This window comes from Streptomyces sp. NPDC041796, assembly GCF_055590785.1.
The window spans coordinates 36554-62032 of record NZ_JBVJAH010000009.1 but is presented as its reverse complement, the minus strand read 5'-3'; the positions used below and the strand labels follow the sequence as shown (position 1 = coordinate 62032).

Genomic DNA, 25479 nt, shown 5'->3' with positions numbered 1-25479 from the left:
CGTTTGGTTAATACGTTTCCAGCAGCCGCCCAGTTTTGGGCCCGCGGGATTGTGTGAGCTATCGCTCGAAGAGCCCGTGAGACGGCGTGCGGCGGCCGGTCCTGTTGTACGGTGCGGAATCCGAACAGGCATTCAGTGCCTGGTAGTTGGCGCGTTCCGGGTGCCGTGCGGCGGCTTCGCAACGGTGGGGACCGGAAGGACGGGAACGACTCATGCGGGTGCTGCTCATCGAGGATGACACGACCATCGCCGAACCACTGGCCGAGGGTCTCTCCCGCTACGGACTGACGGTCGGGCGGGTGGCGACGGGCGGAGCCGCGCTCGCCGGTCCGTTCGGGGACATCGTGCTGCTGGACCTCGGCCTGCCGGACATGGACGGGATCGACGTCTGCCGCCGGATCCGGCAGGTCTCGCACGTACCGATCATCATGCTGACCGCCCGCGGCGAGGAGGCCGACCGGGTGGTGGGCCTGGAGATGGGAGCCGACGACTACCTGGCGAAACCTTTCAGCATGCGGGAGCTCATCGCCCGCATCCGCGCCGTGACCCGCCGCACGCGCGCCGCCACGGGTCACCCCGACCACACGGCCCTCCCCACCACCGCACACGCGCCGGGGCCCGCTGCCGACCGCCCCGACGGGCCGCGGCGCCTGGGCGCCCTGGTGGTGGACCGGCGGACCCGCCAGGCATGGGTGGGGGACGCCCTGATGGCGCTGACGCCCAAGGAGTTCGACCTGCTGGCGCTGCTGGCGCAGGACCCGGGAGCGGTGTACTCGCGCCAGCAGATCCTCGACGAGGTGTGGGACCCGCACTTCCACGGCCCCACCAAGACCCTCGACGTCCATGTGGCGGCGCTGCGGCGCAAACTGGGCGATCCCGGCTGGATCCACACGGTACGGGGTGTGGGATTCCGCCTCGTCGTCCCGGCGTCGCACGGCTGACGGGCGCCGACCCGACATGACGCGACGCCTGCTCCTGACCCATCTGACGGTGGCCCTGCTGGTTCTGCTGTGCCTGGAGGTGCCGTTGGGCATCGTCTACGGCCGGGCCGAGCACCAGCGGGCCACCCGGGCCGCCGAGGACGAGGCGGAATCCCTCGCGGCCTACGCCGCCGTCTCTCTGGCGGGCGGCCGGGCGGCGGCCCTGACCGACCGGGTGGCGCACTGCGCGGAACGCATCGGCGGAGAGGCGTTCGTCTTCGACACCGAGGGCCGCCTCACCGCCTCCTCACGGGCGCTGACGCCCTCCGCCGCGCGGGACATGGCCGACCGCCGGGAGGTGCGGTCCGCGTTGCGCGGACAGGCGGCCATCGACGTCCGTATGGGGACGGTAGGCGGGGTGCGTGTGCTCGCCGCCGCGGCACCGGTGCCACTGGGCGCCTCCCGCTTCGGCGCGGTACGCGTCACACTCCCCACCGACATGGTGCGCCGGCGGGTCCACGGTGTGTGGCTGACCCTCGCCGCGGTGGGGCTGGTCGCCCTGACGGCCGTGGTCGCCGTGGCGTTCTGGCTGGCCCGCTGGACGAGCCGACCCGTCCTCGAACTGGAACGGGCGACCGCCCGCCTCGCCGAGGGCGACCTCTCGGTGCGGGCGACCCTGGCCACGTCGACCGGCCCGCCCGAGGTACGGAGGCTGGCGGTCACCTTCAACGAGACCGCCGCCCGCCTGGAGCACCTGCTCGCATCGCAGCGCGCCTTCGCCGGGGAGGCCTCGCACCAGCTGAAGACTCCCCTGGCCGCCCTCCGGCTGCGCCTGGACAACCTGGAGCCCGATGTGGCCGCCCATGCCAGGACCGGCCTGACGGCGGCGATGACCGAGACGGAACGACTGGCCCGGATGGTCGAGGGACTGCTGGCGATGGCACGGCTCGACGAGAAGGCCGTCATGCGCGTGCCCGTCGACCTCGACCGCGTGGCCGTCGACCGGGTACAGACCTGGACGCCCGTGTTCGAGGAGCGGGGCTGCCGACTGGCACTGGGCGTCGAGCACGCCGGGCAGGCCCTCGCCGTTCCCGGAGCGGTGGAACAGATCCTGGACAACCTGCTCTCCAACGCCCTTCGTGTCTCGCGCCCCGGGTCCGTGGTGCTCCTGGACCGCCGCCTCCCCCGACCGGCACGCCGCTCCCCGCGCGAACACCGGCCGGTATGGGCGGAGTTGCATGTCATCGACGAGGGTCCCGGCATGCCCCCGGAACACCGGGAACGCGCCTTCGACCGGTTCTGGCGCGCTCCCGGCTCGACCGAGGGGGGCAGCGGCCTCGGCCTGTCCCTGGTCCAGCGCCTCGCTGTCGCGAGCGGCGGCCACGCCGCTCTGGAGGAGGCCGCCCGCGGCGGCGTCGACGCGGTGGTGCGGCTGCCCTCGATCCCGTCCCGCAGCGGTACCGGGTCCGTCCCCGGGCGGGTCGAGTCGCTGATCCAGTGGCCCGCCCGGAGGGCCGTCCCCACGCCCCGCCTCCGGGGCAGGCCGCACCCGCGCACCACGCCCCGCCCGTGACCGGGCGCCCTGGTCACTCCCCCGGGCGTGTCCCGGTCGGCAGGTGAACCACGATCAGGGCGAACGCCGCCAGGACGACGTAACGCAACGCCGAGTCCAGCCCGTTCCAGTCGGAGGACTGCCACATGGCGAACCACTCTCCCCCTATGCCGAAGAAGCCGAGACCGAACAACAGCAGCACCATCACCAGGCCGGCCGTGCTCGCCCGGCGGGCACGGTCGTAGGCGTTCCGCCGCAGCCCCACCGCCCACAGCCACGTGGCGAGCACGAGCACCGACGCGGTGAGGACCTCCCAGCCGATGATGGCGAGGTACGCCGCGTTCTGCAGGGTGGGCGAGGTGACCGCACGCCACATCAATTGCGGGTCCGTGAACGTGGTGTCCATGGCCAGGACGTGCTGGACGAACTGCTGGTTGGTGCCGAAGTCGGTGATGTTGCCGAAGGCCACCAGGACCATGGACAGCGCGACGGTTCCCGTCAGAGCGGCCGCGGCGACGGGCAGAGTGCCCGGCCGGAGAAGCCGGTCCATCGGGGTACCGGTGCGTTCGGTGGTGCCTGACACGTTGAATTCCCCTCGTCAGCCGGATGGTTGCGCGCAACCTCGGTCCGCTTCTTTTCATCATCCTCCGTGCGACAGGTCAACACTGCAGTGGGGAACGGACGATGAACCGGACGACGACACAGGGAAGCGGCACACGGACGGAATCCGGAGGCGGGGCGAGCCGTCGGCGCCTGCTGGGGGCGGGCGCCGCCGCCGCGGTCTCGGGGGCGTTCCTCACGGGGATGGCGGGCACCCGGGCGCCGGGCGCGGGCGCCGGGGCGGCGGGCCCGGGTGCGGGTGTCGGGGCGGCGGCCAGGGCGGCAGGCGCGCCCCGCGCGGCGGACTGGGCGGCGCTCGCCAAGGGGCTGGACGGAACACTAGTCCGGCCGGGCGACCGGGACTACGACGTGGCCCGTACGCTCTTCAGCCCCCGGTTCGACGCCGTGCGTCCCGCCGGGATCGCGTACTGCGCCCGGCCCGAGGACGTCCGCGGCTGCCTGGCGTTCGCCCGCCGGCACGGCGTGCCCGTGGCGGTGCGCAGCGGGGGGCATTCGTACGCGGGCTGGTCGTCCGGACCGGGTCTGATCGTGGACGTGCAGCGGATGGCGTCCGTCTCGCTGTCGGGCGGCACCGCGACGATCGGCGCGGGCGCCAAACTCATCGACGTCTACGACCGGCTGACGGCCCGTGGCCGGACCGTGCCCGCCGGGTCCTGCCCCACCGTGGGCGTCGCCGGGCTGGCGCTCGGCGGCGGCATCGGTGTCGTCAGCCGGGCCTATGGCCTGACCAGCGACAGCGTCACCGGGGCCAGGATCGTGACCGCCGACGGCCGGATACGGGACGTGGACGCCAAGCGTGACCCCGATCTGTTCTGGGCGCTGCGAGGCGGCGGCAACGCCCAGTTCGGTGTCGTCACCGAACTGCGGATGCGTACGCACGCCGCGCCCGAGTGCACCACCTTCTTCCTGAAATGGCCGTGGTCGCGGGCGGCCGCCGTGGTGCGGGAGTGGCAGCGGTGGGCGCCCACCGCGCCGGACGGGATCTGGGCGAACCTCCACCTGGCCGCGCCGGTGGGCGGGCGGCCCGGGTCGGTCCGGGTCGGCGGTCTCGCCCTCACGGGCCGGGCGGACCTGGAGAACCGGCTCGACCGGCTGGCAGACGCCATCGGCGCGGCGCCCACGTCGGAGTCGATCCGTACCCGCCCGTTCATGGACGCGATGAAGGTCATGGGCGGGGTCTCGGGCTGGACCATCGCGCAGGCCCACCAGAAGGGGTCCCTGCCGGGGCGCACCCCGCAGGGCAGGGTGGCGCGCGAGTCGTACACGGCGCGCTCCGACTTCTACACGCGCCCCATCCCCGCCGACGGCGTCAAGGCGCTGATCGCCCGTGTGGAACAGCTGGCGCGGCTCAGCGGCGGCGGGGCGGGCAGCATCGCGCTGGACGCGATGGGCGGCGCGGCGAACCGGGTACGGCCGGCCGACACCGCGTTCGTCCACCGTGACGCGCTCTTCCTGGCCCAGTACATCGTCTCCTGGCCCGACCGCGCCCCCGCGGCGACGGTCGCCCGGCACCGGGCGTGGCTGGACACCACGTACGACGTGATGCGGCCGTGGGCGAGCGGGCAGGCGTACCAGAACTACACGGACCCGGCGCTGAGGGACTGGCGCCGCGCCTACTACGGCGCCAACATCGACCGTCTGGTGAAGGTGAAGAAGACCTACGATCCCGGTCGCCTCTTCCGTCACGCCCAGACCTTCTGAGGCACGGCCACGGTCACCGGTTCGCCCCTTCCCGGGGGGCGGATGTCAGTGGTGGGTGCCACGCTTCTGCCGTACGCGATTTCCGTGTCACCCGCGAAACGAGGCATGCGCCGTGATCACCACTGACTTCGCCCCCGGTTCCCCCTGCTGGCTCGACCTCGGCGCGCCCGACGTCCCGGCGGCGGTCGATTTCTACGGCTCGGTGTTCGGCTGGGAGTTCCAGCCGTTCAGCTCCGAGGAGGGGGACTACGGCTCCTTCAAGCTGGACGGCAAGACGGTCGCCGGGCTCGGGAAGCTCACCGAGGAGGGCGCCCGTTCCGCCTGGATGATCTATTTCTGCACGCACGACGCCGATGCCACCACCGAGGCCGTGCAGCGGTCGGGCGGCACGGTCAGGGTCGCCCCGATGGACGCCGACGGCGAGGGCCGGATGGCCCAGTACACCGACCCGCAGGGGGGTCAGTTCGCCGTGTGGCAGCCGGGGTCGTACAAGGGTGTGGAGGCGGTCGACGGCCCGGGGAGCCTGGGCTGGATCGAGCTGTACACGACGGACGTGGCGGCGGCCAAGGAGTTCTACGGGAACCTGTTCGGCTGGGAGACGCAGGACATGGACCTCCCGGGCGGTGGCGGGACGTACTCGCTGATCAGCCCGTCCGGCCTGCCCCCGGAGCGTATGCACGGCGGTCTGATGCAGCTCCCGGCGGACGCCCTCACCCTCACCGGCGGCCGTCCGTACTGGCACCCGGTCTTCGGCTCCACCGACTGTGACGCGACGGTCGCCAGGGTCAGGGAGAAGGGCGGCACCATCCAGATGGGCCCAGAGGACGCGCAGGACGTCGGGCGTCTCGCCGTCTGCGTCGACCCGGCCGGAGCGGACTTCGTCGTCCTCACCCCCGTCCAGGGCTGAGCCCGTCGCCGGGCCCGGGGGCGGAAGCCCGTCCCCGGCATCCGGGGCGGGAGCCCGTCCGGAGGCCTCGGGGCGCCGCCGCCCCCGGGGCCTACTGACGGCTGGTGTTCAGCCGTTGGTGGACGAGGCGGGCGACGTCTGCCAGGGCCAGGCCGTTGCCCATGAGTTCGGCGGGTGAGATGACGAGGTCGAAGCGGTTGCGGACGGCCACGAGGAGTTCGGCGCCCATGAGGGAGTCGAGGCCGTAGTCCTCCAGACGGCGGCGGGGGTCCAGTTCCTCGCTGCTCATGTGCAGGACCCCCGCCAGCAGGCTCGCGAGGACGGAGGTGACCGCGGCCTCGGCGGCCTCGGGCGTCATCTGGGCGAGGTCCCGCAGCACATCGGCCTGGGACCGGTGGTCGCCGTCGGTGTCGTCCGGCACGAGCGGGCGGAAGCGGGGGCCCTTGAGCAGGGGGAGCAGGTCCTTGGCGCGTCCCCAGTCGCAGCGCTCCACACCGGCGACGGCGGTGCCACAGGCCAGCAGCGGGCCGGCCGCGGTGAGCGCCTCGCCCGGCGCGAGGGGGACCATTCCCAGGCGTGATACGGAGCGTTCCAGACCGTGGCGGGCCACATAACCGGTCTCCCCGATGGCACCCCAGGCGATCGTCGTGGCGGGCCGCCCGGCCGCCTCGCGGTGGCGGGCGAGCGCCTCCAGGTAGGCGTTGCCGGCCGTGTAGGGCGCCTGTGTCACGTTGCCGATCGCGGCGGTGAGGGAGGAGTAGGCGACGAAGAGGTCCACCGGCCGGTCGCGGGTGAGCAGGTCCAGCAGGGCTCCGCCCGTGGTCTTGGGGGCGAGGACGGCGTGGACGCGGTCGTCGGTGAGTTCGACCAGCGGCGCGTCGTCCAGGTGCATGGCGCAGTGCACCACTCCGCGCAGCGGGTGGCCCGTGGCGTCGATGTCCCGCAACAGCCGCCGCACGGCGTCCGGGTCGGTCACGTCCGCGGCGTACGCGGTGGCCGTCACACCCCGTTCGGCGAGGCGGGCCAGGATGTCGGCGGCTTCGGGGGCGCGGTCGCCCCGACGGCTCACCAGGGCCAGGTGCCGGGCTCCGAGGCCGGCGAGCCGGCTCGCGGTCTCGGCGCCGAAGCCGCCCAGCCCACCGGTGATCACGTACGTGCCGGAGGGGTCCGGGCGGAGCTCCCGGGCCCCCGAGGTCACCGGTACCGGTTCGTCCAGGGGGTCGAACGTGACGACGACCTTGCCCATGTGGCGGGAGTGCTGGAGGAGGCGGAAGGCCTCGTCGACGCGTGCGGCGGGGAAACCGGTGTACGGCAGGGGCCGGTACGTCCCCGCCGTCACCCGGTCCGCCACGTCGGCGAACAGGCCGTCGTTGCCCGGCGTGTCGGGCGGGAGGGTGTTGAGGTCGACGCCGAAGAAGGCGATGTTGCGGCTGAAGGGGCGCAGCGACAGCGGCTTGTTCTCGTAGATGTCGCGTTTGCCGAGTTCGATGAAACGCCCGCCCGGCCGCAACAGGTCCATGCTCCGGGCGATGGCCTCACCGGCGAGGGAGTTCACCACGACGTCGACCCCGGCTCCGTCGGTGATGCGGTGCACCTCGGGCGCGAAGTCCAGGCTGCGGGAGTCCAGGACGTGGTCGACGCCCTGGGCGCGCAGCCAGTCCCGCTTGGCCTCGGTGCCGGCGGTGGCGATGACCCGGGCGCCGTGGGCTTGGGCGTACTGGAGGGTGGCGAGGCCGATGCCGCCGGCACCGCCGTGGACGAGGACCGTCTCGCCGGGTGCGAGGCGGGCGAGCCGGTGCAGGCTGTGGTGGATCGTGGAGTGGACGACGGGGAGGGTCGCCGCCTCGGCGAAGCTCATCCGGTCGGGGACGCGGCCCAGGCACTTCGCGCTGGTGACGGTGTGTGAGGCGAGCGCGGCGGGAGCGAGCCCGTAGACCCTGTCCCCCACCGCCCATCCGGTCACCTCGGGGCCGACCTCGGTGACGACACCGGCGCACTCCATGCCGGCTCCCCGGGAGGTGGGGGTGCCTTCGACCGCCTCCTGCGGCAGCAGGCCGTTCGCCTCCAGCGTGTCGCGGTAGTTGAGTCCGGCGGCACGTACGGCGACGGTCACCTGTCCGGTTCCCGGCCGCGGCACGGTGGTGGCTTCCCAGGTGAGGCGGTAGGTGAGGCCGGGGTCGCAGACGCGGAGCGTGAAGGCGGCGGCCGGCGTGGTGAGCGGGGTGAGTCCGGGGCGGGTGTACGTCTCGCGCGGTACGAAGCGGCCGTTGCGGGTGAGCACGATCTCGTCCTCGTCGCCGGGGGCGAGGAGTTCGCCGGCCAGGCGCCGGGCGTCGGCCTCGGTGTCGCCGCGGCGCTCCTGGCTGATCCGGCGGACGGAGAGCCGGGGCTGCTCGTTGGCCAGGGTCCGGGCCACGCCCCAGACCGGGGCGTCGCCGGGGAAAGCGGGGTTCTCGGGAGCGGGGAACAGCCCGCTCGGCCGGGTGACCAGCCACAGCCGGGCGGTGACGCCTTCGGGCAGGCCGTTCTGGCAGGCCGAGGCGATGGCACGCAGGAGGGCGGTCCTGCGGGTGGTACGGGCGGTCAGGCGGGCCGGGCCGCCGTCCGGTCCCCTCTCCGGGCCGGCGTCCGGTTCCCCCTCCGGGCGGCTCTCCGGGCCGGTCCCCGGATCGGTCCCCAGGCCGGTCCGTGGGCGGCTCTCGGGGCCGGTCTCCGGATCGGTCCCCGGGCCGGTCTCCGGTTCGGCGAACAGGACGGTGAGGGCGACCTCCCTGGTGCCGGCCGCCAGCAAGCGGGCGAAGGTCTCGGCGGCGTCGTCGACGCCGACGACGACGGGGTCCGGGCTCTCGGTGGCCCGGCCCAGCCGGTCGGCGAGCGCACGGCCCGTCGCGGTCTCCCGTTCGCTCTCGACGGCGACGACCCAGGCGGTGGGCCCGTTCGTGGCGCGGTTCGTGGCGCGCGGCGGCTCCACGGCGGCGGGACCCTGGGCGGCCGGTGTGGCGGCCAGCAGGACGGAGCAGTCGTCCCGGGCGGGGTGCCGGTCGTCGCCGGTCCGTACGACGTCGGTGAAGCCGCACTCCTCCAGGAGCGGCGGCCACTCGTCGCGGGCCAGGAGGATCGAGTGCGGGCGCAGGTGAAGGTCGCCGCGCTGCCAGAAGCTCTCCAGGGTGCCGAAGACGCCGCTCAGTTGCTCCGTGTCGTGCGGTTCCAGGGCGAGCAGCAGCCCGCCCGGTGCGAGGAGGGCGCGGACCCGGCGCAGCGCGGCGGCCACGTCGGTGGTGGTGTGCAGGGCGTGCGCGGACACGACCAGGTCGAAGGCTCCCTCGGGGAAGCCCTGCGCACCCGGGTCGGCGTCGAGGTCGAGGGTGCGGTACTCGAGGAAGTCGTAGGCGGCGAAGCGGTGTTCGGCGCGGGTGAGGAAGGCCGGGGAGACGTCGGTGTACGTGTAGTGGGTGCGTTCCGGCGGCAGGTACGGCAGCAGGGCGGCCGTGGTGCCGCCGGTGCCCGCGCCGATCTCCAGGACCCGCAGTTCCCGGTCGGCGGGCCAGGCCTCCGCGAGGGCGCGCACGATGCTCCGGGCGACGCGGTTGTGGAACCGGGCCACCGGTGCGAGGTCGTAGAACTGTTCGTAGACGGAGCCGTCGGAGGCCATCAGCTCCAAGGGGTCCTCCGTGTCCCGCAGGAGCGCGTCGAGGTGCTGACCGCGCCGGGCGATGAGGGCCGCCTCGGCGCAGAAGGCCGGGTGGTCCGCCACGAACGCGCGCAGCAGCTCCTGGGTGGGGAGGTCGCCGTTCGTGAGGCGCCACCGCTCGTCGGGGAGGGACGCCAGCAGACCGTGCCGTTCCATCAGGGGCAGCATCAGGGCGGCCAGCGGCCGGTGCCGGGGGTGCATGCCGTTCTCCGTGAGCGTCGCCATGGTGAACGGCCGGGCCGGGTCGGGCAGGAAGCCGCGCAGTGTCCCGGCCCAGAGGTGGGCGAGGACGTTCTTCGAGGCGGTCACGAACCGGTCGTAGGGCGTGTCCCGCCAGGCGGTGCGCAGCGCGGCGATCGGTTCGGCGGCCGCCGCCAGGATGCCGGACGGGGTGGGCGGCGGCGGCAGGGACGGGAGCGGGGGGTTGTCGGGGCGCGGGGCGGCGCGCAGCACGGTGTGCCGGAGCATGACCGGGGCGGGCTCCGCCTCGGTGAGGCGGCGCAGGCGGCATCCCTCCATCTCCACGGTGACGGTGCCGTCCTCGTCGGTGACGGTGATGTCCCAGCAGACCTCCGCCGCGGCGCGGGACCGCTCCCGTACGTGCACCAGGCCGGTCGGGGAGGGGGTGCGCCAGAGGCGTACGGCCGCGATGGACGACGGCAGGTGGGCCGCCGTGACCGCCGGGTCGTCGTACAGCAGGGGTGCTCCCGCTTGCAGGGCGCCGTCCAGCAGGGCCGGGTGGGCTTCGTACGACCGTTCCGCGGGATCGGCGCCGTCGTCGTGCCGGTAGCCGGCCAGCACTTCGCCGTGGCCCACCCGCAGTTCGGTCAGGACCTGGAACGCGGGCCCGTAGGCCAGGCCCGCCCGGTTGCAGGTCCGGTAGTGCTCGGCCGCCTCGACGGTGCGCGGGCAGCGGTCGCGTACGGCCGCGGTGTCCAGGGGGCCGGGGCGTGCGTCGAGCAGGGCGCGCACCCGGGCCCGTACGTGGGTGCGGGGTTCGTCGCCTCGGGCGTCGGTGCTGGTGACCGTGAGCACTCCGTCGTCCGGTGTCACCGCCACCTGCGTCCGCAGGGCCTCGGGGTCGGGCCAGGGCACCGCCAGGGGCCGGTGGATCTGTACGTGGGTGACGTCGGCCGGGGAGCCGAGGGTGCGCCGTGCGGCGGCCAGGGCCATCTCTACGTAGCCGGTGGCGGGCATGACGACGGTGCCGGCCACCCGGTGGCCGGCCAGCCACGGGACGAGGGCGGGGTCGACCGCGCCGGACCACAGGGGGTGCGGTGCGGGGATCCGCTCGCCGAGCAGCGGGTGGTCGATCCGGCCGTCGCCGCCGGTGCGCAGCACCCAGTCCTGGGGGGCGCCGTTCCAGTGGCGTTCGCGCTGCCAGGGGTACGCCGGCAGGTCGGCGGGCCGCCCCGGCTGCGGGAAGTGGCGCTCCCAGTCCACGGCGGCACCGGCCGCGAGCAGTGCGGCCAGTGCGGTCTCCACGGCGGCCACGCCGTCGGTGTCGCGGTGCAGCGTCGGGACGTACGCGGCGGGTGGGTGCGCCGGGCCGGCAGCGCCGCGCCGCAGGTAGGAACGCAGTACCGGGTGGGGGCCGATCTCGAGGAGGATGCCGGTGCCGTCGGAGAGGGCGCGGTCGACGGCCGGGGCGAACCGTACGGGTTCGCGGACGTTGCGCCACCAGTAGTCGGCGTTGAGTTCCTCGCCCGGCACGGGGGCGCCGGTGACGGTGGAGATCATCGGCAGCCGGGTGGGGGCCGGTGCCAGACCGGTGAGGGCGCGTGCGAGGGGTTCGCGGAGCCCGTCCATGGCGGCGCTGTGGAAGGCGTGGTCCAGTCCCAGGTCGCGGAAGAAGACCTGGCGGCGGCCGAGTTCCTCCCCGAGGGCGGTGAGCGCGTCCGGGTCTCCGGCGACGGTGACGTCCCGGCCGCTGTTGATCCCGGCGATCTCCAGCCGACCTGCGTACGGGGCGAGGGCCTCGCGCGCGTCGCCCTCGCTCAGGCCCACCGCGGCCATCCGTCCGCTGCCGGCGGTGGCGGCCTGGGCGCGGCTGCGTTCGGCGACCACCCGTGCGGCGGACGGCAGGTCCAGGGCCCCCGCGGCGTGGGCGGCGGCGACTTCACCGACGCTGTGCCCGATGACGGCGGAGGGTCGCACGCCGCGCTCGGCCAGCAGGGCCACGAGGGCGGCCTGCACGGTGAACAGCATGGGCTGGGCGATCTCCGTGCGCTCCCACTGGGGGTGTTCGCCGCTCTCCAGCCGCTTGGCCACCGACCAGCCCAGGTGGGGGGCGAGGGCGGTGTCGACCTCGTCGACGGCAGCCCTGAAGACCGGCTCGTGCGCCATCAGGTCGGCGGCCATGCCGGGCCACTGCGAGCCGTTGCCGGAGAAGACGAACGTCACCGCCCCGGACCCGGCCCTCTCCCCCACCGCCCGTGCGGTGGCGGTGTGTTGGGGGTCGCCGTCGCTCCCGAACAGCTGTCGCAGCCCCGCCGCCGCATCCCGTGAACCGCCCGCGAGGACGACCGCGCGGTGCGGGTGGGCCTCGCGGCGCAGGCACGCGGTGCGGGCCAGGTCGTAGAACTCCCCCTGATCGGCGGTGGCGAGACGCTCCGACACCCGGGCCGCCGCTTCGCGCAGCGCCTGCGCCGACCGTGCGGAGACGAGCACCGGCAAGGGCCGGCCGCCCGGTCCCGTGGCCTGCCGGGGCAGCGGGGCGACGGCGGGCGGGGCGGTCAGGACGACGTGGGCGTTGGCACCGCCGAACCCGAAGGAGTTCACGCCCACGGCGGACCGCTCGGTCACCGTGACGGGGACGGGCTCGACGGCCGGGGCCAGGCCGAGGCCCGGGAAGTCGATGTCCGGGTGGAGCGGCGCGGCGTGCAGGGTCGCGGGGACGTGCCCGTGGCGGAGGACGAGCAGGGCCTTGAGCAGGCCGGCCATCCCTGACGCGGGTTCCAGGTGGCCGAGGTTCGACTTGACCGAGCCGAGCGGCAGTGCGCCGGTACCGCGGTGCCGCCCCAGCGCCCGGCCCACGGCGCGGGCCTCGACGGGGTCGCCCGCCTGGGTGCCCGTGCCGTGTGCCTCGAAGTACACGAGGTCGTCGGGGTCCACTCCGGCCTCCGCGTAGACGGAGCGCAGCAGTTCCTCCTGCGCCGTCGCGCTGGGCAGGGCCACCCCCTGTGTCCGTCCGTCGCAGTTGGTGCCGGAGCCGCTGATCACCGCGTGGACGCGGTCGCCGTCGACCAGCGCGTCGGTGAGGCGCTTGAGGACGACCACTCCCCCGCCTTCGGCGCGTACGAATCCGTCGGCCTCCGCGGAGAACGCCGCGCACCGTCCGCGTCGTGACAGCATGGCCGCCTGGGAGAACCCCACGTAACCGAGGGGGCTGGTCAGGACGTTGACGCCGCCCGCGAGGACGGTCCGGCCACCGCCCTCCACCAGGAAGCGGTACGCCCGGTCCAGTGCCACCAGGGAGGAGGAACAGGCCGTGTCGATCACCATGCTGGGTCCGCGCAGATCGAGGAAGTGCGACAGGCGGTTCGCCCCGAGGGAGCTCGCGGCACCGAGCATGGTGTAGGGATTGACGTCGGAGATGCGCGAGAGCTGCAGAGTCCCATAGGAGTGGTCGGACATTCCGATGAACACGCCGGTGTCCGAGCCCGCCAGGGAAGAAGCTGGAATTCCCGCGTCGTCCAGCGCCTCGACCGCCATTTCCAGCAGCAGTCGGTGCTGGGGGTCCATCTGTGCCGCTTCCCTGGGAGAGATGCCGAAATAGGAGGCGTCGAATCCGGCGACGTCGGAGAGGAACCCGCCCGCGGCCGTGTACGACTTGCCGGAGCGGGGCTCGGCCCGGTCCACGAACCGCCGCGCGTCGAAACGGTCGTCCGGCACCGCACCCACCAGATGCCGGCCCTCGTCCAGGGCGGACCACAGCGCCCCCAAGTCGGCGATGTCGCCGGGGAGTCGGCACCCGACGCCGGTCACGGCAACGGCGGTCTCACAACCATCGACGTCGACAGATCCCATGAGCATGCCTTCCGTAGGAATCAACGGCCGTGGGGCATCACAGTCCTCGGACCTGCAACCTACGGCCGACGCCGGAAGACATTCGGCGCACACGCCGGGCTCACCCGGATCGGGGGACTACCCCTCTTTTGGAGGGAGAGCGGTGCTCAGCCGGCGGTGACGGACTCCTCCCGGGCCACCAGCCGGGACAGTTCGACGCGGGAGCGGACCCCGAGGGCCGCGAAGACGTTGCGCAGGTGGTGGTCGACGGTACGGGGGCTGATGGAGAGCCGCAGCGCCACTTCCCGGTTGGTCGCCCCCTCGGCGACACACCGGGCGATCCGCAGTTGCTGCGGGGTGAGACACGCCAGCGGACCGGCCGTTCCGGTCGCGGCAGCCTCGCCGGTGGCCCGCAGTTCGGCCCGGGTCTGCTCGGCCCACACGGCGGCACCGGAGCGTTCGAAGGCGTAGAGGGCGTCCTTGAGGCGGCCCCGGGCCTCGCGCGGTCTGCGCCGGCGCCTCAGCCACTTGCCGTACAGCAGCAGGGTGCGGGCACGCTCGAAGTCGCCGCCCGCCCGTTCGTGCCGGGTCAGCGCGTACGCGTACAGCGCCTCGGTCTCCGCCGCCGGGGCCAGCAGGGCGCGGCAGCGGGCGAGCTGCGCGGGGGCCTGCGGGTCGACGCCACGGGACGCCCAGAGGGCGAACTCCTCGACGGCGGTCCCGGTGTCGGCCCCCCGCCGGCCCGCGAGCACGGCGGCCTCGACGAAACAGGGCGCCATGAGCATCCGTACGGCGAAGTGGCCGCGCCGGTGGCCCGGCCGTACCAGGGGCCCCAGCCGCGCAGCGGCGTCGAGGACCATCCCCCGACCCAGGTCGGCGCGGGCGCGGGCCCATTCGGCGAGGCTGGCGGCCTGGGCGAGGCCGTGGGGGCCGGCGACCGCCAGGGCGGCGTCGGCGTGCGCGGTGAGCGCGCCGCGGTCGCCCTCGATCGAGGCCACCAGGGCGAGGACGGCGTGGTGGTGGGCCACGACGTTGCGCTGGCCCGCGAGGTGCGCGGCACGCAGGCCCTCTTCGGCGTGGACGCGTGCGCGGGCGTGCCGTCCGGCCCGCAGCTCCGCGTAGGCGAGGTGTTCGAGGGCCTGCGGGACAAGGGTGGTGAGGTCGCGCGCCCGGGCCGCCGCCAGTGCCCGGGCGTTGACCCGGCACGCGGCGGCGATGTCGCCGAGGACGAGCGCCGCGGCTCCGGCGCGCAGCAGCCGCACCGGGTCGTCGTCGCCTTCCGCCCGTTCGAGCACACGCCGCAGCGGCCCGCCCGCCTCGCCGAACCGGCCGCTCAGCGCGGCCAGCATCCCGGCCCGGAAGTCGTCGTGACCGGGTGCCGTGGCGCGGGGGCCCCGGTCGAGGGCGACCAGGCAGGAGGGGACGTCACCGGCGGCCCACGCCGCCTCCATGGCGGCGAACCGGGCCCCGTCGGCGCTCTCCGGGTCGTAGGGACCGAGCAGGGCGGCCGCCAGCAACAGCGCCTCGTGGGCGTCGCCCACCGGTCCGTCGCGCAGGGCGAGGGTGCCGCGCACGAGTTCGGCGCCGCCCCGCACCGCGTCGTGGCCGGCCGCCCCCTCCCGGGCCGCGGCCAGCAGCTCCCGCGCCCGGCGTGGGCGGCCGCCCAGCCTGGCGTACTCCGCGGCGGCCGTCAGCCGGGCCGCGCGGGTGCCGTCACCGGCCGTCAGGTCGGCGGCGCGGGCGAACGCCCAGGACCGCTGGAGGGGCTCGGCCCGTACCTCCGGGGCGGCCGCCGCGGACGCGAGCTCGGCGGCGAGCAGCGTGTCGGGACCGTCGGCGGCCATGGCCCGGTGCGACAGGTGGGCCAGCCGGTGGCCTTCCCCGTCGAGGGCGGCGGCGAGCAGCGCGTGGGCCGCGCGCCGGCGGGCGAGCGGGGCTCCCCGGTGGACGGCACGGCGCACCAGCGGGTCGTCGAACCGGACGCGGTTCCCCGTGCTGCGCGCCACGCCCGCCAGTTCGGCGGGGTCCAGCGCGGCCGGATCGAGGCCGGCGGCGCGGGCGGCGCGCAGCACCAGGGCCGCGTCGGCGCCGCAGCCGTCCGGGTGGTGCTCGTGGGCCGCGGCCACCAGGAGCAGCAGGTCGCGGGTGGCGGGCGGCAGTTCGGTCAGGCGGCCGCCCACGACCCGCGTCAGGGTGGGTCCGTCCGCGAGCGGCCGGGGCAGTGGGGCGTGCCCGGAGAGCTGGGCGGGCGACAGCCGGGCGGTGAGGGCGGTGAGGAGGGCGGGGTTGCCCTCGGCCTCGCGCAGGAGCTCCTCGCGCACGGGCGGGTCGGCGGCCCGGTCGGTCAGCTCGTCCAGCAGGGCGCCCGCCGCGTGGTCGGGAAGCGGGCGGAGGCGGAGGAGGGGAAGCCCGGCGAAGTCGGGTGCGGAGGCCCGGTGCGCCGCCACCGACAGCAGCAGGCCGACACCCGGCAGTGAGTCGATGCGGCGGGCGGCGAAGCCCAGGGCCGCACGCGAGGGCGGGTCCCACAGGTGTGCGTCGTCGACGCAGACGAGGAGGGGCCGTTGTGCGGCCGTGTGCCGCAGCAGGTCGAGGAGGCCGGTGGGCGGCAGGGCGGTGTGCAGGAGGGTGGGGGGCGGGACGGCCGTGCCGGGGGCGGAGCTGAGCAGCGCGTGCACGCCGCTGTGGGCGAGGTGGCGCTCGGCGGGTGCGGCCCGGGTGTGCAGGACGGGCCCCGCGGTGAAGTCGTGTACCGCCCGGTCGAGGAGGGCGGTTCGTCCCAGGCCGGGTTCCCCGGTGACGAGCAGCACTCCCGGCCGGCCGGCGGGCAGGTGTTCCGACAGGGCGGCCGCGGCGTCCAGTTCGGCGTCGCGGCCGAACAGTCGCGGCGGGGTCCGGGTGGTCGTCTTCGTGGGCACACCGTCACGTTACTTGCGCGTAACGAGCGCCGGAAGCCTTGCGTCCACCGGGTGGGCGGGGCCTCTGTAGCCGCTTTGACCTGCGGAGAGGCCCGCCGGATGGGCGCGCTCCCAAAGGCGGCGGCGCAACTCTGTGCCCGTGCACAACGCTCGCCGGTGGCGGCCGCGCGTGGGCCGCGACCGCCACCGGCCCCGAGGGAAAGGGGCGTCCGTCAGGAGGTGTGCGGGCAATTGCCGCGGTACTCCTCGATGGTGAGGCTCGGACGCGGGAGCGGGCACAGGAACTGCTCGTAGCGGGTGTCATTGTCGATGAACCGCTTGAGCCACGAAACGCTGTACTTGGCGATGGTGGTGTCCGAGGTGTTGGGCGTGAAGTGGGACGCGTTGTTCAGTTCCAGGTACGCCTTGTCGAGCGTCGACGGCAGCGACTCGTAGAACGGCTCGGAGTGAGAGGAGACCGGTGCCACCGTGTCGCCGTCCGCTCCGACGATCAGCGTGGGCGTTCTGAGTTCCGGCCACGTCTTGTCGGTGTTCCAGCCGGTGAGCGGTATCGCGGCCTGGAGGGACGGCCGGCTCTTCGCCGCCTCCAGCGAACCACCGCCACCCATCGAGTGCCCCATGACGCCGAGCCGGGTGCTGTCGACACGGCTCCTGACCGTGCTGCGCTGCGTCAGGTGGTCCAGCGCGGCGAGCAGCTGGCGGCCCCGGCTGTCGGGCTGGTCGAGGGTGGTGATCGTGTCGATGGTGAAGACGACGAACCCCTGCGAGGCCAGGCGCGGTCCGAGCCAGGCGATGGACGACTGGGTGCCGGTGAAGCCGGGGGAGATCGCCACCGCCCCGAACGTACCGTCGCTGGTGGTGGTCGGGTAGTAGATCGTGCCGCCGCCGAAGCCGCCGGCGCTCAGCGACGAGACGGTGGTCTGTGACACCGCGTAGGGACCGCGCACGGCCTCGATGCTCGCGGTGGTGGGGGCGGGGCCCCGCTCGTAGGGGTTGTCCGCCGCCCGGGCGCCCGTGGTCATGGCGCTGCTGAGACCGGCGACGGCCAGGAGCGCCACCGCGCCGGCGGTGAACGGCCGGTGGCGGCGCGTGCGCACCGCCGCGGGGGCGGGGGTGGGGGGTGCGCTGCTGCTGTGCTGGGACACGACGGAGTCGTCCTCTCTGTCGCCGGCGGACGCGTCCCGGTGCGGCCGGGTCCACGCCCGCCGTGGCGGGTGGGGGTGCCCACTGTCACGGCGTCCTCGGCGGTCCGGCATCGGTGTAATCACCGGCCTCGGCCGAGGAAAAATCCAGGCGCGGAGCCCGCGCGGATTTGCGAAAATGACCGGGATGAACAATGTGGAGCGTTTCCGGTCGGCGACGATCGCCTGGGCGGCGGGCGGTGCCGACGCACGCGCGGCCGCGGCCCACGCGCGGGAACTGGCCGCGCGCGTCCGGCCGGAGAAGGTCGTCCTCGTCGAGGGCCCCAGCGACCGGGTCGCGGTCGAGGCCCTGGCCGCGCGCCTGGGCCGGAACCTGGACGCGGAGGGGTTCCCGGTCGTTCCGCTCGGCGGCGTGACGAGCATCGGACGGTTCCTGGAGGTGCTCGGGCCGCAGGGGCTCGGCCTCGGGGTGGCCGGGCTGTGCGACGCGGCGGAAGAGCGCTGGTTCCAGCGCGGGTTGGAGCGGGCCGGGCTCGGGAGCGCCCTCGACCGGTCCGCGATGGAGCGGTGCGGCTTCCATGTGTGCGTCGCCGACCTGGAGGACGAGCTGATACGGGCCCTGGGCGCCGAGACGGTCCGCCAGGTCATCGCCGACGAGGGTGAGTGGCGCCCCTTCCGGACCTTCCAGAACCAGCCCGCGCAGCGGGAGTGGACCGTCGAGCGGCAGTTGCACCGCTTCATGGGGACCCACAGCGGCCGCAAGGCGCAGTACGCGCGGGCACTCGTCCGGCGACTGGATCCTGCGGAAATCCCCCGCCCACTGGCACGTCTCCTCACGGACACGGCGGCCTGACCGAAACCGCCTCCAGGGCCTGATCACCCCCGCGTCCACGGCCGTCGCCGCCACGGGCCGTCACCGCTCTCGCCGGCCCCGCCGCCGACCGTGCGGACGGGCGGACACACCGCCGTTTCCCGTGCCCTCCCCTGTCGTTGGTCTATGACAGCGGCACGAGACGGAGGGGCGCACGTGCGCGGACGTTGGGCGTTGGTGTGGGCACTGTGCGGGGTGGTGACCGTCGTACTGGTCACGGTGTGGGGAGGAGTGAGCAACGACACCATGTCGACGGGCAGTTCCGTCCTGTCGGCCGTCATCACTCTCTTCGGCGTGCTGTCCGTCTGGGCATGGCGCCGTGACCCCGCGCGAGGCCGTTCCCGTACGGAGCAGCTCACCGAGGCGCAGGATGCGCTGGCGCGGCTGGTGGAGCGCCAGTGGCGCCAGGAGGCCCGGCTGCGGCGGCTGTTCGATCCGGCGCCGCTGCCCGTGGTCTGGTCGGACGCCACGACCGACGGGATCGGTGACCCCGCGCATACGATCGGCGGGACGGTCTCCTGCCGTGCCGACCGGATGGACGAGCCGGCGTCGGCGTTCCGCCGGCTGCCCACCCGCCGTCTGGTGGTGCTGGGCGGGGCCGGGTCCGGCAAGTCCACGTTCACGGTGGTGCTCGCGTTGGGCCTGCTGCGGTCCCGGCAGGGCGACGAGGCCGTACCGGTGCTGCTGTCCGCGGCCGGCTTCGACCCCGAGCACGAGAGCGCAGACCGCTGGCTGTGCCGCCGCATCGCCGCCGACTATCCGGCCCTGACCGATCCGGAGACGTACGGCCCGAGCGCCATCGAGGACCTCCTCGCCGGACGCCGGGTGCTGCCGGTCGTCGACGGCCTGGACGAACTCCCCGACACCACCCGGGCCGCCGTCGTCAAGGCCCTCGACGACGATCTCGACGCCGATGCGCCGGTGGTCCTGACCAGTCGCACCGACGCGTACACGGCCGCCGTGGCCGCCGGCGAGGCACTGACCGGAGCGGCGGTGGTCGAACCCGCTCCGGTGAACGCGGCCGACGCCCTCGAACTGCTGCGGGCGGCACGGCCGGCCCACTGGAGCGGCCTGGCCGACCATGTGGCGCAAGCGCCCCGGGGGCCGGTCGCCCAGGCCCTGTCCAGTCCCCTGATGGTGGCTCTCGCCCGGACGGTGTACGCCGACGCCGATCCGGCCGGGCTCCAACGGCTCACGACCACGGAGGCCGTCGAGGACCATCTGCTGGACGCCCTCATCCCCACCGTCTACGCCCGGGCCCGGCGCCGGGGCACCCGCGGGGCGCGCCCGTGGAGCCCGGAGTGCGCCCACCGCTACCTCGCCCACCTGGCGGCCGGTCTGGAACGCCAGGGCACCTACGACCTCTCGTGGTGGCGGCTCCACCGCTGGGTACCGGCACTGGCCCACACCTGGTCCCGCGCCCTCCTGTGGACGGTCGCGCTGCTCGGCCTCACGCTGCTGGGCTACGCGCTGAGCGGCCTCGTGCCCGGGCTCCCGCCGCGCGATCCCGCTGCGGCGTCCGGGTACGCGCTGGGCGCGGCGGCCGCCGTGCCGGTCATGTGCGGGTTCGCGGCGTGGTGGGCCGGCCACCGGGGCGCCGCGGCGCACGGGCTGCCCGGCCTCGTCCTGACGGCGGTGTGCGGGGGTACCGCCTTCGCGGTTCCCGATGTGGTGCTCGGCCGGACGGCCGATCCGCCGGGGTGGTACGTCGTCGGGTCCGTCGCCGTCGTGGGGTTCGCCTTCCTCCTGGTCCTTCGCACCACGGGGCTCCCGGTGCCACCGCACCTGCCCAGCCGCGGCACGCTCACCACCCGGCACTGGCGGCACCGTCTGCCGCGTGCGGTGGGCGTGTTCGCCGGCACCACCGTCCTCACCGGAGCCGCGCTCCGTCTCTACACCCTCGTGGTGCCGCCGGCGTCGCCCTCCCCCGGCCACCCGGCCGGGGCACCGGAGCTGCCCTGGGCGTACGGGCTGACCATGGGCGCCGTCCTCGGCGCGGTGCAGGCCGTGCTCTACTGGATGCGCGGCACGACGGCCGCCGACGACCTCATCACCCCGGCCTCCGCCGTCCGGGCCGACCGGCTGGTCACTCTCGTCGGCGCGGGCCTCGGGATTCTCCTCGTCACCCTTCCGCTGGATCTCGTGCTGATCCTGGAGGCGGGTTCCCCGTCCCCCGGGACGGTTGCCGTCGACGTGCTCCTGCCGGCGGTCGTCCTCGTCGTGTTCGTCGGCCCGACCGGGCTGGTGCTCGCACTGGCCTCGTCCTCGTGGCCGCACTACACCGCCGCGCGTCTGGTGCTGGCCGCGCGCGGGCGGCTTCCGTGGCGGCTCCAGGCCTTCCTTGCAGACGCCCACCGCCTGGGGGTCCTGCGCCAGGTCGGTCCCGTCCACCAGTTCCGCCACGCCCGCCTGCAGCAGCGCGTCGCCCGGCACGGCGGGCTGCCCCGGCCGCGCACGGCTCCGTGGGAGTCCGGTGCTCCGTCCCGCCGTTGACTCGCCGGTCCCAACCGGCTGGTCACCGGCGGTTTCCCGGGGCGCGGCGCGAAGGGCAACAGGAAACCCGTTCACCCCGCCGGGCGTCGTGGACAGTCTGGACTCGTCAGCACGACCGCAAGACCCAGCAAGGGGGAAACGTGCGCAAGGTGAAGATCATGAGGACCGTCGCGGCTCTCGCGCTCGCCGCCGGGACGATGACCACGGTCACCGCCACCCAGGCCACGGCCGCGGAGGCCGCCGCCAGCCACGGCTGCCCGTCCGGGAACGTCTGCCTGTACCCGGGTGCCGGCTGGAACAACGACCGGCCGACCCACCGGTACTACACGTACGGGGCCCACAACCTCAGCAACATGTACGGCACCTACCGCATCTACAACAATCAGACCGGCGGTGCCACCATGCGCACCTGCACCGGCTACAACGGCACCGGCTGTCAGGGCTACCTCCCGGCCGGCTACTACATCGACAAGGACATGACGCCGATCAACTCCATCACCCTCCAGCCGTAACCCCGGGCCTCCCGGCCTCGTGGACAGCTTCCGGAGTCGCCCCCCAGGCGGCTCCGGAAGTCTTGTTTCCGCCACAGAGGGCGAACGACTTGGTCGGCTGTCGGACCCCGGCTGTAGCCTGGGCCCCTGTCATCTCACAATCTGGGCGCACCTTGCCATGGGGGATGCTTTGGGGGATCCGGACCGCGGACGGAAGACCGACCGTCCGCACGAGTTGCCCGACGACGCCGCGGTGTCCTTTTCCGCGCGGTTGAGACGTCTGCGGCTGCAACGCGGGCTGTCGCTGGCCGATCTGGCACGACAGACGCATTACAGCAAGGGCTATCTGAGCAAGATCGAGACCGGCGCGAAGCGGGTGACCATCGATGTCGCACGCCGTTGCGACCAGGTTCTGCGGGCGGACGGTGAGCTGGTGCGCCTGGTACAAGAGGCACCGGCGCGCCGACCACCGCACGAGGAGCGGCCGGACGCCCATTGCCCCTACCGGGGCCTGTCGGCGTTCACCGCGCAGGACGCGGGGTGGTTCTTCGGCCGGGAGCGGGCGACGGCCGCACTCGTCGAGCGGGTTTTCGAACGGATCGGCAGTGGACCCCTGTTGCTGGTGGCTCCCTCGGGCGCCGGGAAGTCGTCGCTGCTCAACGCCGGTCTGGTACCGGCTCTCCGGCGCAGTGGCGGGTTCCCGATGCCGGGGGCCGACGGGTGGCCGGTGGTGATGTTCACGCCCACCGCGCAGCCGCTGCAGGAGTTGCTGGACTGCACCGCGAAAGTCGTGGGGAGTGACCTCGGGCTCGACGCGCGGCAGTTGTGCGACCGGCCGGAGGCGTTGCTCGAAGCGGTCCACCGGCTGACCGGCGGGCGGGTGCCCGACGGCCCGGGGGCGGTGGACGGCCGGCCGGCGCCGGAGCCCGGGGACCGGCGGCAACCGCCGGTCCGTCCGGTACTGATCGTCGACCAGTTCGAGGAGCTGTTCACCCTCTGCCCCGACGAGGACGAGCGGCGCGCGTTCGTACGGGTGCTCACCAAGGTCGCCACGTCCCGGCCGCAGTCCACCGGGTACGACGCCGCGGTCGTGGTGATCGGCGTGCGGGCCGACTTCACCGGGCGGTGCCTGGACCTCCCCGAGCCGGCCTCGCTCTTCACGGAGGGGCTGTTCGTGCTGCCCCCGATGTCCGTGGCGGAAATGCGCGAGTCCATCACCCGCCCGGCCCGACTCGCGGGAGTCACGCTCGAACCGGGACTGGTGCAACTGCTGCTGCGGGACGCGGGTCTGCGGGACGAGACGGGTGCGGCGGGGCCCGGACACACCCCCGAGCGGGCGCCGTCCGGTGCCCTGCCCCTGGTGTCGCACGCGCTGATGGCCACGTGGCAGCGGCGCGAGGGCGCCACGCTGACCGTCGCCGGGTACGAGGACACCGGCGGTATCCAGGGTGCCGTCGCGCGTACCGCCGAGGATGTGTTCGCCCGCCTCTATCCGGCCGAGCAGCGGACCATTCGCCGCATCCTGGTGCGGCTGGTCCACGTCACGGACGGTACGGGAGCGACTCGGCGCCGGATGAGCCGGACCGCGCTGCTGGAGCAACTGGCGGACGCGGAGGGCGCGGACGCCGCGCTGGACGCCTTCGTACGGGCGCGGCTGATCACCATGGACAGCAACACGGTCGAGATCACGCACGAGGCCCTGCTGCACGCCTGGCCCCGGCTGCACGGCTGGATCCACGCCGACCGGGCCGGGCTGCTCATCCACCAGCAGTTGGCGCACGCCGCCGAGGACTGGGAGCGCGAGGGGCGCGACCCGTCCGCCCTCTACCGCGGGACCCGGCTGGCCACCGTGCGCTCCTGGGCCGACGAGCTGGACGGCGCGAGCCGGCTCGGCCCCCGCGAAGCGGCCTTCCTGCGCGCCAGCCTCGCGGAGGAGGACGGCCGGGTCGCCCAGGCCCGGCGTCAGGTCCGATGGCAGCAGCGGATGCTGGCCACGCTCGTGGTCCTGCTGGCCGTCGCCCTGACCGCCGGGGGTGTGGCGTACCAGCAGCGGGCGGGCGCCCTCGACCAGGAGCGGGTGGCCCGCTCTCAGGCACTCGCCGTGCGGTCCACGTCCCTGGCCGCCGGTCAGCCGGAGGCCTCCATGCTGCTGGCCGAGGAGGCCTACCGTACGGAGGCCACGACCGAGGCGCGCGGGGCGCTGCTGAGCACCCAGTCGCAGCCCTTCTCCGCCCGGCTCGCCGGGCACGGCGGACCGGTCAACGCGGTGGCTTTCGCGCCGGGTGGCGGGCTGCTGGCGTCGGCGAGTTCGGACGGCACGGTGCGGCTGTGGAGTGTGGCGGACCGCCGGACGACCGCGACCTTCGCGGTCCCGGGGCGGGTACGCGCGGTCGCGTTCGGCGCGGGCGGGCGAACGCTCGCGGTGACGTCCACGGACGGGCCCGTACGGCTCTGGAACACGACCGGCCGGCGGGCGGGGGCGGGGGTTTCGCTGCCCGCGTCCACCAAGGGCGCGCGGGCCGTGGCGTTCGCGCCGCGCGGGCGGACGCTGGCGGTCGCGGCGGCCGACGGCACCGTCCAGCTCTGGGACGTCTCGTGGGGCGCCTCCGGGGACGCGGCCGGTGCCCGGCCCCGGCTCGTCGCGTCCCTGACCGGCCACGACGGCAGGGTCAACACCCTGGCCTACGCCCCCGACGGGCAAACGCTCGTGTCGGCCGGCGCCGACCGGACCGTACGGCTGTGGGACACGGACCGCGGCCGTGCGCTGGCCGTTCTGAGCGGGCACACGGACGAGGTGCTGGGAGCCGCGTTCGCCCCGGACGGGCGGACGGTCTCCACCGGGGGCGTGGACCGGACGGTGCGGATGTGGGACGTCGCCGCCCGCCGCTCCGTGCGGGCGCTGACGGGGCACGACGACGACATCAACGCGGTCGCCTACACGCCCGACGGCACGATGGTGGTCAGTGCGGGCGGTGACGGGACGACCCGGTTGTGGGACGTGCGCAGCGGCCGGCCGACGGCGACGCTGACCGGACACACCGACTATGTGCAGGGGGTGGCGGTGGACCCGGGCGGGGCGGTGCTCGCCACGGCCGGGTTCGACCAGTCCGTGGTGCTCTGGGACCTCCGGGGTTCGGTGCTGACGTCGCGTCCGTTCACGGAGGTCTGGCAGGCGGCGTACAGCCCGGACGGGAAGCTGCTGGCGACCGCCGACGCCGATCACACGGTGCGGTTGTGGGACGTGGCGGGGCGCCGGGTGCTGGCGACGTTCACCGGTCACCGCGAGAGGGTGTTCTCGGTGGCGTTCGCGCCCGACGGCCGGACGCTGGCGTCGGCCGGTTCCGACGGTGCGGTGCGGCTGTGGGACGTGGCCGCGCGCCGTCCCCTGGCGACGCTCACCGGTACGAACGGGGACGTGTTCTCGGTGGCGTTCGCCCCGGACGGGCGGACGCTGGCGTCGGCGGGTTCCGACCGTACGGTCCGCCTGTGGGACGTCGCCGCGCGCCGCCAGCTTGCGGTGCTGTCCGGTCACAGCGACTTCGCCAATGACGTCGCGTTCAGTCCCGACGGGCGGGTACTGGCGAGCGCCGGTGACGACCTGGCCGTACGGCTGTGGGACGTGGCCGCGCGCCGGTCGCTGGCGACGCTCAGGGGCCATACGGGCGCGGTGCGGGGCGTGGCGTTCGGGCCGGACGGGCGGATGCTCGCGAGCAGCGGCAACGACGGGACGGTACGGCTGTGGGACACCCGGCTGCGCCGCTCCGTGGGGACCCTGACCGGTCACACGGGCTCCGCGCGGGGCATCGCCTTCTCCCCGGACGGGCGGACGCTGGCGAGCAGCGGCAACGACCGGACGGTCCGGTTGTGGGACGTGGCCGAGCGCCGGTTGTGGGCGGCTCTGACGGGTCATACGAACGCGGTGTGGGGCATCGCGTTCTCCCACGACGGGCGGACGGTGGCCAGCAGCAGCAACGACGGCACGGTGCGCCTGTGGAACCTGGACGTCGGGGCCCGGCTGGCGGAGATCTGCCGGGTGCGGCAGCGGATCGGCCCCAAGGAGCGGGAGACGCTGATGCCGGGTCTCCCCGTGTCCCCGGGCCGTGCGTGTGCCGGGCGCTGACGCGCCGGCCGCCAGGGGTTTCCCGGGGGGTTTCCCGTTTCCCG

The 25479-nt window shown here is 74.4% G+C and carries 12 protein-coding genes; 8 read left to right on the top strand and 4 right to left on the bottom strand.

Annotated elements, in window-relative coordinates; translation table 11 throughout:
• Positions 1-212: 212 nt before the first annotated feature.
• Together ACZ6C1_RS19535 and ACZ6C1_RS19530 are read left to right on the top strand one after the other, a co-directional pair.
• On the top strand, positions 213-941 hold the full coding sequence (locus ACZ6C1_RS19535) for a response regulator transcription factor (RefSeq protein WP_469242363.1): 729 nt from the start codon (positions 213-215) through the stop codon (positions 939-941).
• A gap of 16 nt (positions 942-957) precedes the next feature.
• A complete protein-coding gene (locus ACZ6C1_RS19530; RefSeq protein ID WP_469242362.1) occupies positions 958-2493 on the top strand; it encodes a sensor histidine kinase in 1536 nt (511 codons plus the stop codon).
• A gap of 13 nt (positions 2494-2506) precedes the next feature.
• On the opposite strand, the gene ACZ6C1_RS19525 is transcribed toward ACZ6C1_RS19530, so the two are convergent.
• The gene (locus tag ACZ6C1_RS19525) at positions 2507-3022 is read right to left on the bottom strand and encodes a DUF2165 domain-containing protein (protein WP_469242630.1); all 516 of its coding nucleotides are present in this window, start codon (positions 3020-3022) and stop codon (positions 2507-2509) included.
• Positions 3023-3156: 134 nt separating this feature from the next.
• Between ACZ6C1_RS19525 and ACZ6C1_RS19520 the strand changes: the two genes are divergently transcribed.
• Both ACZ6C1_RS19520 and ACZ6C1_RS19515 read left to right on the top strand, forming a co-directional pair.
• Positions 3157-4794: an FAD-binding oxidoreductase gene (locus ACZ6C1_RS19520; RefSeq protein ID WP_469242361.1), complete on the top strand. Its 1638-nt coding sequence runs from the start codon at positions 3157-3159 to the stop codon at positions 4792-4794.
• A gap of 112 nt (positions 4795-4906) precedes the next feature.
• Positions 4907-5701, top strand: a complete 795-nt coding sequence (locus tag ACZ6C1_RS19515) for a VOC family protein (RefSeq protein WP_469242360.1) — start codon at positions 4907-4909, stop codon at positions 5699-5701.
• 91 nt (positions 5702-5792) lie between these two features.
• Here ACZ6C1_RS19515 and ACZ6C1_RS19510 read toward each other — a convergent pair whose 3' ends face one another.
• The 3 genes from ACZ6C1_RS19510 to bdeA all read right to left on the bottom strand — a co-directional run bounded on the left by ACZ6C1_RS19510 (position 5793) and on the right by bdeA (position 17463).
• Positions 5793-13421 (bottom strand): SDR family NAD(P)-dependent oxidoreductase, encoded by a 7629-nt coding sequence (locus ACZ6C1_RS19510; RefSeq protein WP_469242359.1) that lies wholly within the window; start codon positions 13419-13421, stop codon positions 5793-5795.
• A 146-nt stretch (positions 13422-13567) separates the two neighbouring features.
• Positions 13568-16318, bottom strand: coding sequence for a LuxR C-terminal-related transcriptional regulator (locus ACZ6C1_RS19505; RefSeq protein ID WP_469242358.1), 2751 nt, complete (start codon positions 16316-16318; stop codon positions 13568-13570).
• Positions 16319-16530: 212 nt separating this feature from the next.
• On the bottom strand, positions 16531-17463 hold the full coding sequence (gene bdeA / locus ACZ6C1_RS19500; RefSeq protein ID WP_469242357.1) for a bis(hydroxyethyl) terephthalate hydrolase: 933 nt from the start codon (positions 17461-17463) through the stop codon (positions 16531-16533).
• Positions 17464-17647: 184 nt separating this feature from the next.
• Between bdeA and ACZ6C1_RS19495 the strand changes: the two genes are divergently transcribed.
• The 4 genes from ACZ6C1_RS19495 (at position 17648) to ACZ6C1_RS19480 (ending at position 25435) form a co-directional block, all read left to right on the top strand.
• Positions 17648-18313, top strand: coding sequence for a TOPRIM nucleotidyl transferase/hydrolase domain-containing protein (locus tag ACZ6C1_RS19495; RefSeq protein ID WP_469242356.1), 666 nt, complete (start codon positions 17648-17650; stop codon positions 18311-18313).
• Between the two features lie 174 nt (positions 18314-18487).
• Positions 18488-20824, top strand: a complete 2337-nt coding sequence (locus ACZ6C1_RS19490; RefSeq protein WP_469242355.1) for an NACHT domain-containing protein — start codon at positions 18488-18490, stop codon at positions 20822-20824.
• Between the two features lie 158 nt (positions 20825-20982).
• Complete coding sequence (locus ACZ6C1_RS19485) at positions 20983-21336, top strand: hypothetical protein (RefSeq protein ID WP_469242354.1); 354 nt, start codon at positions 20983-20985, stop codon at positions 21334-21336.
• 232 nt (positions 21337-21568) lie between these two features.
• Positions 21569-25435 (top strand): nSTAND1 domain-containing NTPase, encoded by a 3867-nt coding sequence (locus tag ACZ6C1_RS19480; RefSeq protein ID WP_469242353.1) that lies wholly within the window; start codon positions 21569-21571, stop codon positions 25433-25435.
• Positions 25436-25479 lie beyond the last annotated feature (44 nt).

What these genes read in the sequence shown, in the direction of transcription:
- ACZ6C1_RS19535 (WP_469242363.1), top strand. Translation starts at nt 213, where the DNA reads ATGCGGGTGCTGCTCATCGAGGATGACACGACCATCGCCGAACCACTG.
- ACZ6C1_RS19530 (WP_469242362.1), top strand. Translation starts at nt 958, where the DNA reads ATGACGCGACGCCTGCTCCTGACCCATCTGACGGTGGCCCTGCTGGTT.
- ACZ6C1_RS19525 (WP_469242630.1), bottom strand. Translation starts at nt 3,022, where the DNA reads ATGGACCGGCTTCTCCGGCCGGGCACTCTGCCCGTCGCCGCGGCCGCT.
- ACZ6C1_RS19520 (WP_469242361.1), top strand. Translation starts at nt 3,157, where the DNA reads ATGAACCGGACGACGACACAGGGAAGCGGCACACGGACGGAATCCGGA.
- ACZ6C1_RS19510 (WP_469242359.1), bottom strand. Translation starts at nt 13,421, where the DNA reads ATGGGATCTGTCGACGTCGATGGTTGTGAGACCGCCGTTGCCGTGACC.
- ACZ6C1_RS19495 (WP_469242356.1), top strand. Translation starts at nt 17,648, where the DNA reads ATGAACAATGTGGAGCGTTTCCGGTCGGCGACGATCGCCTGGGCGGCG.
- ACZ6C1_RS19485 (WP_469242354.1), top strand. Translation starts at nt 20,983, where the DNA reads ATGAGGACCGTCGCGGCTCTCGCGCTCGCCGCCGGGACGATGACCACG.